This window comes from Bradyrhizobium sp. HKCCYLS1011 (assembly GCF_051167795.1).
GTDB lineage: Bacteria > Pseudomonadota > Alphaproteobacteria > Rhizobiales > Xanthobacteraceae > Bradyrhizobium.
On sequence record NZ_JBNPTT010000019.1, the window covers coordinates 37,000 to 44,519 of the forward strand.

At 65.9% G+C, this 7,520-nt stretch carries 6 protein-coding genes; 2 read left to right on the forward strand and 4 right to left on the reverse strand.

Annotated elements, in window-relative coordinates; all coding sequences use genetic code 11:
- The first annotated feature begins 90 nt into the window (after positions 1-90).
- Positions 91-1,086 (forward strand): N-acetyl-D-Glu racemase DgcA, encoded by a 996-nt coding sequence (dgcA, locus tag ACQR1W_RS39385; protein ID WP_434855810.1) that lies wholly within the window; start codon positions 91-93, stop codon positions 1,084-1,086.
- On the opposite strand, the gene ACQR1W_RS39390 is transcribed toward dgcA, so the two are convergent.
- Positions 1,056-2,255, reverse strand: a complete 1,200-nt coding sequence (locus tag ACQR1W_RS39390) for an MFS transporter (protein WP_434855811.1) — start codon at positions 2,253-2,255, stop codon at positions 1,056-1,058. The two genes, dgcA and ACQR1W_RS39390, sit on opposite strands and share 31 nt — an antisense overlap.
- Before the next feature lie 75 nt (positions 2,256-2,330).
- Between ACQR1W_RS39390 and ACQR1W_RS39395 the strand changes: the two genes are divergently transcribed.
- A complete protein-coding gene (locus ACQR1W_RS39395) occupies positions 2,331-3,854 on the forward strand; it encodes a hypothetical protein (RefSeq protein WP_434855812.1) in 1,524 nt (507 codons plus the stop codon).
- A gap of 49 nt (positions 3,855-3,903) precedes the next feature.
- Here ACQR1W_RS39395 and ACQR1W_RS39400 read toward each other — a convergent pair whose 3' ends face one another.
- Genes ACQR1W_RS39400 through ACQR1W_RS39410 form a run of 3 tightly spaced genes read right to left on the reverse strand, consistent with a single transcriptional unit; the run spans position 3,904 to position 6,857 of the window.
- Positions 3,904-4,893, reverse strand: coding sequence for a threonine ammonia-lyase (locus ACQR1W_RS39400; protein ID WP_434855813.1), 990 nt, complete (start codon positions 4,891-4,893; stop codon positions 3,904-3,906).
- Positions 4,894-4,930: 37 nt separating this feature from the next.
- Positions 4,931-5,986: a glycosyltransferase family 4 protein gene (locus ACQR1W_RS39405; RefSeq protein WP_434855814.1), complete on the reverse strand. Its 1,056-nt coding sequence runs from the start codon at positions 5,984-5,986 to the stop codon at positions 4,931-4,933.
- A gap of 52 nt (positions 5,987-6,038) precedes the next feature.
- Positions 6,039-6,857: a UDP-2,3-diacylglucosamine diphosphatase gene (locus tag ACQR1W_RS39410; RefSeq protein ID WP_434855815.1), complete on the reverse strand. Its 819-nt coding sequence runs from the start codon at positions 6,855-6,857 to the stop codon at positions 6,039-6,041.
- Between the last annotated feature and the right edge of the window lie 663 nt (positions 6,858-7,520).

Genomic DNA, 7,520 nt, shown 5'->3' on the forward strand with positions numbered 1-7,520 from the left:
ACGGCGCTATCACCTTGTCGAACACCGGCCCAACCAGCCATAGTCGGTCCCGCCCCGCAAGCCCACGATTCAAAATCGCGAACCTTTTAAATGACTTCCGCCAATTCTCCAAACCTGATCGGAAACATCGAGCAATGGCCGATCGCCGGCAGCTTCACCATCAGCCGCGGCGCCAAGACCGAAGCGGTCGTCGTCGTGGCGGAAGTGAGGCGGGATGGTCTCGTTGGTCGCGGCGAATGTGTGCCCTACCCGCGCTATGGCGAGACGCCGGAGGCCGCGCTCGCCGCCTTGCGGGCGATGCAGGAGGCGGTGGCAGACGGGCTTGATCGGATGGCGCTTCAAGCCGCGATGCCTCCTGGCGCCGCCCGCAACGCGTTGGATTGTGCATTGCTGGACCTTGAGGCCAAGCGAAGCGGCCGGCGCATTTGGGACCTGCTCGGCCGGCGGGCCCCCGAACCTTGTGTGACTGCGTACACGATTTCGCTGGGCTCGCCACCGGTGATGGCGGACGCGGCTTCCAGGGCGGCCCATCGTCCCCTGTTGAAGGTCAAGCTTGGCGGCGATGGTGATGGCGAGCGCATCCGGGCGGTACGCAAAGCAGCCCCGCAATCGCAACTGATCGTCGATGCCAATGAGGCGTGGACGGAATCAAATCTGGAAAAAAATCTCGCAGCCTGCGCCGCCGCCGGCGTGACCTTGGTGGAGCAGCCGCTGCCCGCCGGCAATGACCAGGCGTTGGCGCGGATCGATCGGCCGCTGATGGTTTGCGCCGACGAGAGCGTGCACGATCGCACCTCATTGGAGGCGCTCCGCGATTGCTACGACGCCGTCAATATCAAGCTCGACAAGACGGGCGGCCTCACCGAAGCGCTTGCGATGGCCGATGCCGCGCGCGCGCTCGGCTTCGACATCATGGTCGGCTGCATGGTCGCGACCTCGCTGTCGATGGCGCCGGCGATGCTGCTCACGCCGCAGGCACGGTTCGTCGATCTCGATGGCCCGCTGTTACTGGCAAGCGACCGCGACAACGGCCTGCTCTATGAGGACAGCCTGGTCTATCCGCCCGATGCGGTGCTGTGGGGGTGATGCCTCAAACGCGCGCGCGTCAGCCATATCAGCGCACCGCCGAGCGCGGCCATCCCCGCCATGACGTAATAGACGCCTTGCCCGAAATGCGCATAGACGGGCCCCGACATGGCCGACGCCGCCGAGCCAACGATGCCGGTCGATGCGGCGTAATAGCCCTGCCCCCGCGCCGCCATATGTGCTGGCACATGTCGGACCAACAGCCCCATCGTCCCGACCAGAGTTAGTCCAAAGGTGAATCCGTGGCTGATCTGAACCGCGGCGAGGCCAATCGCGTGCGGCTCCTGTGCGGTCAGCACCCAACGCAGCGTGGCGGCCACTGCACCGATCACGACAAGATTGGCGGGCGCGAGCGTGAAGCGCGGCGACAGCGCAAAAACCACGATCTCGGCGATGACACCCAAGGTCCAAAGCCAACCGATGGTGAGGCCGCCGAAGCCCCGAGCCTGCCAATCGATCGCGGAGAACGCATAGTACGCGGCATGGCTGCCCTGCACCAGCGCCGCCGACAGGATGATGCAGACGAAGTCCACGTCGCGGAGCAGCCGGCCGCCCTCGGACCGGGCTTCCGGTGTCCGCGGCGGCTGCTTCAGGGATTGCAGTCCGAGGCTGCCCGTGACACCAAGGAAACCCGCGCCGACGATGATCCAGATCAGTTGCTGAGGTGGAATCAGATCCGCCAAGCCTCCGCACAATAGCGTCCCGATGATGAAGGCCACTGACCCCCACAGCCGCAAGCGACCGTAATTCAGCCCGAAGCTCAATACGCCCCGTAGGGCATAGGCATCCGTGAGCGGCACCAGCGGCGTCCAGCAACAGCAGGTCACAACGTAGATCAGGAAGACCAACCACGGCAGGTACTGGGTGCCGAGCAGTGCAAATCCGGTCGCCGTGGCAGCAGCCGTCAACCTCATGGCACCGCGCAGGGCATGACGGCGTTCGGCAAGCGCGGTGATGGCGGGCAGGACGGTGAAGCGCGTGACCGCCGGGACCGCGATGATGATGCCGATCCAGGAGGCGTCCAGACCGATTGCCCGCAGCCACACCGGAAAAAATGGCAGATGCGTGCCCGAGAGCAGGAAGGCTGCGCCATAGAACAGCCCCAGCCGGAGCGCGAATCGGCGCGACGCGGCAGGCGATGCAATGGGGATTTGTCGGGCGGACTGCATCAATTCAATTGCGATTCGGTCAATATCGTGATGATCGTTATGCCAACGTGCAGCAATTTGCGCGACGAGTTTGCCATGGCCGATGACGTCTTCGCCCTTTCGCCGATCTCCGCCCGCGCGGCCCAGCCGAGCGAGGCCGACTATGAGGCGATCCGCGATGCATTCATGGAAACGTCGCGGGGCCGCTGGTTTCTCGGCGAATATGCCAAGCGCAACCGCAACGCGGACACCAGCATGGTGCTGGATGCGGTCGCCCGCATCGAGCATGCGCTCGCGACGCGCGAACAGCAGCAGGAGCAGGAACAGGTCGACGAGCGGGCGCTGCCGGAAGCCCTGGCAGCGATTCGCGGTGCGGTCGAGGAGGCAGCGCTAGCCACCGCCGCGGCGGTCGATCGCCTGGCGCTGGAGCGGAATCTGGCGCCGGTCCGCAAGGGAACCCGGATCATCAAGGAGATCTCCTGGCGATGGCGCGAGATCGGGGCTGATTCGCGGATTTGCGATCTGATCGATACCCAGATCGTGGCGATCGAGGCCGCCTGCGACCAGCTCACGAGCGCCGATCCGAAGGCCGCGCTGCTGGCCGCCTTCGAGATCATCAAGGCTCGGCTGAACGCCTTTGACGACAGCGAGGCTGCCATCGGGCCGGCCTCGGACGAGAGCGCTGGGGCAGAAGGCGATATCCGAGCGAACGGCGATGCCGCTGGCCCGACGGAGCCGCCACGAGCCGAAACCGTATCGCTTGAAGCGAGCGCGCCAGCGGAGGCCGATATCGTCCCGCTTCCGCTGGAAGCTGCCGCCAGGGCGGTGGAGCTTGCCGACGCAGCGCTGCAACCAGCGACTGCCGCGGCGCCCGAAGCTCTCGCCGAATCGGCAGCGCCGGCGCAGATCGAACAGCACGTTGCTTCAGTATCCGTTGGCGCGCTGCCGCGGGTCGAGCTCGATCGCGCGCCGGCTTCCGGCGAAGTCGAGTTCGACCAGCCCCAAGCAACCCTTGAAGTCGCGGTTGAAGCCGCTGAGATTGCGGTCGAGGCCAACGCCGCAAGCATCGACGTCGTCGCGCCGGAAATGGACGCCGCGTCAGCGGATGCGCATGACGAAGCGGTCCTCGAGCTGGTCGCAGCGGAAATGGCGGCGCCCGACCTGATCGAGGATGACGACCTCACGCGCGTCCCCACCATTGGCTTCGACATCCAGGAACCGAGCTCGGTCGACGACGACATCGTCGCCACCTTTGCCGAGCCGCATGCGACCGAGCCGGTCATCGCGCAGGCCTCGGTCGCCCCACCGCCCCCCGCGGCTGCATCCGCGCCGGTCGTCGCACCGGAGCCGCGCGTCGTGACCGTCGCACCCGAACCGGTGCCGGCCGCTCCGGTCATCGCCGAGCCGCCGAAGCCTGCACCACCAGTTGCGCCCCAGCCGGCCGTCGCGGCGACCGCTGCAGCGACGGTTCAGGCGATGCCCAAACCGTCTTACGAAGCGTCGCTGGGATCGACGCTGCTGGCCAACGGCCTGTTGCAGCGGAAGCAGAATGCCCCGAATGACCCGCTGACGCCGATCCGGCGCATGACGCAGCCGGAGAAGGTCGCATTCTTTTCCTAACGTCTGAGCCTCTGTTCCCGAGCCTCGTGTCTCGTGCGCACGCGCGGCCTCAAGCGATCAGCCGGGCGTAAAGATCGGCATCGACATTGCCGCCCGACAGCACGATCACGACGGTCTTGCCGGCGACATCCATCCGACCGGCAAGAAGCGCCGCCAATCCCACCGCTCCGCCCGGCTCCACGACCAGCTTCAATTCGCGGAAGGCAAAGCCGATGGCACGCCCGACCTCCTCGTCCGAGGCGGAGACGGCGCCCGACAGCAGCCGGCCGTTGATGGCAAACGTGATCTCGCCGGGCATCGCCGCCATCAGTGCGTCGCAGATGGTGCGGCCCTTGGCGTCATGTGCGACCCGCTGGCCGGCGCGCAGCGAGCGGGCGTGATCGTCGAACCCTTCCGGCTCAGCGACGATCATGTCGGCTTGCGGAAACTTCGCCTTGACCGCTGTCGAGACGCCCGCCACCAGGCCGCCGCCGGAGGCCGGCACCACGACGACGTCAGGCGCGAGCCCGAGCGCAGCAAGATCCTCGGCGATCTCGCGGCCGACCGTACCTTGGCCAGCAATCACCAGCGGATCGTCGTAAGGCGGCACCACCGTCGACCCGCGCTTGCCGGCGATCTCGCGCGCGATCGCCTCGCGGTCCTCGCGATCCCGGTCGTACAGCACGACCTCGGCGCCGAACCCCTTGGTGCGCTCGCGCTTGGCGGCCGGCGCGTCCTGCGGCATCACGATGGTCGCCTGCATCTTCAGAAGCTGCGCCGCATGCGCGACGCCCTGGGCATGATTGCCCGAGGAGAACGCAACCACGCCATTGGCCCGCGCGCTGTCGGGAATCGAAGACAGCTTGTTGTAGGCGCCGCGGAACTTGAACGAGCCGGTCCGCTGCAGCACTTCGGGCTTGACGAACACAGTCGCGTTCAGCCGCTCGCTCAGCACCGGCGCGGCCAGCAAGGGCGTGCGCACCGCGACGGGGGCGAGCACGCGCGCGGCCGCGTCGATATCGGCAGCGGTGACGGTGGGGATCGAGGTCTGGACTGTCATGCCCTGTTGTATCGCGCCCTCGGACCGGCCGGCAAGCTCAGGCCACGCAGCTGGACGGGTCAGCCAGCTCGCCCACCGCCTCATTTTCCACCGCGGGCACGCGCAACACGGCCATGTGATCGATGAAGGCGCGGGTCGAAGCCTCCCAGGTATGTCCCGTGGCAAAGTCCACGCAAGCTTGGCGCGGGATCGTCAATGCGGCGAGGCAGGCCGCGCGCAGATCCTCGCTGAGCACGCCGACCTCGGCATCGCCGATCACATCGCGGGGACCCGCCACCGGATAGGCCGCAATCGGCAGACCGCTCGCCAGCGCCTCCAACAGCACCAGGCCGAACGTGTCGGTCCGGCTCGGGAACACGAACACATCGGCCGCGGCATAGACCTTGGCCAGCGCCTCGCCCTGCAGTGCGCCGAGGAACACGGCCTGAGGATATCTCTGCTCGAGCGCCGCACGCGCCGGGCCATCGCCGACAATCACCTTGGTGCCGGGCAGATCGAGATCGAGGAACGCCTCGAGATTCTTCTCCACCGCGACGCGGCCGACCGAGAGGAACACCGGCTGCGGCAGGCAGAGATCGACCTCGCGCGGATGAAACAGGCTCGTATCCACGCCGCGCGGCCACAGTGCGACACTGGCAAAGCCGCGCTCGCGCAATTCCGCGGCGAGCGCTGGTGTCGCAGCGAGCACGGTGCGGCTCGCGCCATGGAACCAGCGCAAAGTCGCCCAGACCCAGGCTTCCGGCACCGGCGCGCGGGCGGCGACGTAGTCAGGAAAACGCGTATGGAAGCTGGTCGTGAACGGCAGATCATGCTTGCGGCAATAGCGCCGCACCAAGAGCCCGAGCGGACCTTCGGTCGCGATATGGATGCTGTCGGGATTGGCGTCCGCAATCAGCCTTGCAACCTTGGCCGGGTGCGGCAGGGCCAGGCGCAGGTCACGATAGCTCGGCATCGGAATGGTGCGGAACGACTCCGGCGTCAGGAAGCGGATCTCGTGGCCCAGCGCCTCGGCCGCCTGCGCCATCATGGTCAAAGTCCGCACCACCCCATTGACCTGGGGATGCCATGCGTCAGTCGCGACCAGGATGCGCATTCCCCCTGCCCGTTCTCCTTCTCCCGGTGATCCGCTCTGACGGCCGACAGCCTCAGGCTGCCGCGCGCGCCGCCACACGCGGCGCGGGCGCCGTTTGGCGCAGCGGATCGGTCCAGGTGATGATCTCGAAATGACCGTCTTCATTCTCGGCAAGTGCCGTGCAGCTCTCGACCCAGTCGCCGCAGTTCATGTAGCGAATGCCCTGCTCGTCGCGGATCACGGCGTAGTGGATGTGGCCGCAGATCACGCCGTCGCAGCCATGACGGCGCGCTTCGGCAGCGAGCGCGGTCTCGAACGCGCCGATATAGTTGACGGCGTTCTTGACCTTCTGCTTGGCCCACTGCGACAGCGACCAATAGGGCACGCCGAACATGCGCCGGAAGAAGTTGACGAAGCGGTTCATCTGAATCGCGAAGTCATAGGCCTTGTCGCCGAGATGGGCGAGCCAGCGTGCGTTCTGCACCACCAGGTCGAAGATGTCGCCGTGGATCACCAGATAACGACGGCCGTCGACACCGACATGAACCGTATTCTCGACCACATCGATGCCGCCGAAATGCGTGCCGTAATAGCCGCGCAGGAACTCGTCGTGATTGCCAGGCACGTAGACGACCTTGGCGCCCTTGCGCGCCTTGCGCAGCATCTTCTGCACCAGGTCATTGTGGGATTGCGGCCAGTGCCAGCTCGATTTCAGCGCCCAACCGTCGACGATATCGCCGACCAGATAGATCGTATCGGCATCGTGGTGGCGGAGGAAATCGACCAGGAGGTTGGCCTGCGAGCCACGGGCCCCGAGGTGAACGTCCGAGATGAAGAGCGTGCGAAAGCGCCTGTCCGCGCCTTCTTCACCAGCAGCATTCTCAATTCCCATGCGCGCCCACCTAACAGCTTCTGATGACATTCCCGTGACGAGCAACGCCGCTCGTTCGCGCGCATCCCCCCGCCCGGACCGCCGCTAAAAAGCCGCTCGCGTGACGACTCAGGTATCCCTTGCCGTTGAGCTCGCGGATAACAGCGCCGTGCGACAATCAGGCGACAGAAGCAGCGCATTCTCGGGGAATACCCGCATTGGTTTTGCACAAAGATTCGGCCTTTTCGCCTTGCGCCAGCTCGCCAAAAACTTGGGCCAACGATTCGTTCCTCTCTCGTCATTGCGAGCCTTGCCCCACACTTCGTTGTTGCAAGGCGCTCGTGCGCCGAAGCAATCCAGAACCACGCGACGATACCGGATTGCTTCGGAGCTCACCCTCCTCGCAACGACGGTGGTGAGATACGATCTCGCCTTCTCGCGGCGCATGGCGTCCGAGTTTTGTCATTGGTTTCGCCCTCATATCGAGCAGAGGGCACAGGGAAGGCCGGGAGCTCGCCGCCCCCATGGCCCCCGTGCGGAAAGAATGCACGGGGCAGGACCACAGGTTCGGCCCGAGACATCCCGGCCTTCCCTGCGCGAATGGTTTTAACGGCTGCTTCGCGCTCTTGTGTCTTCCAAATGTGCCAAGAAGTGCGAACGGGCGGTTCTCACCAACCGCCCGTC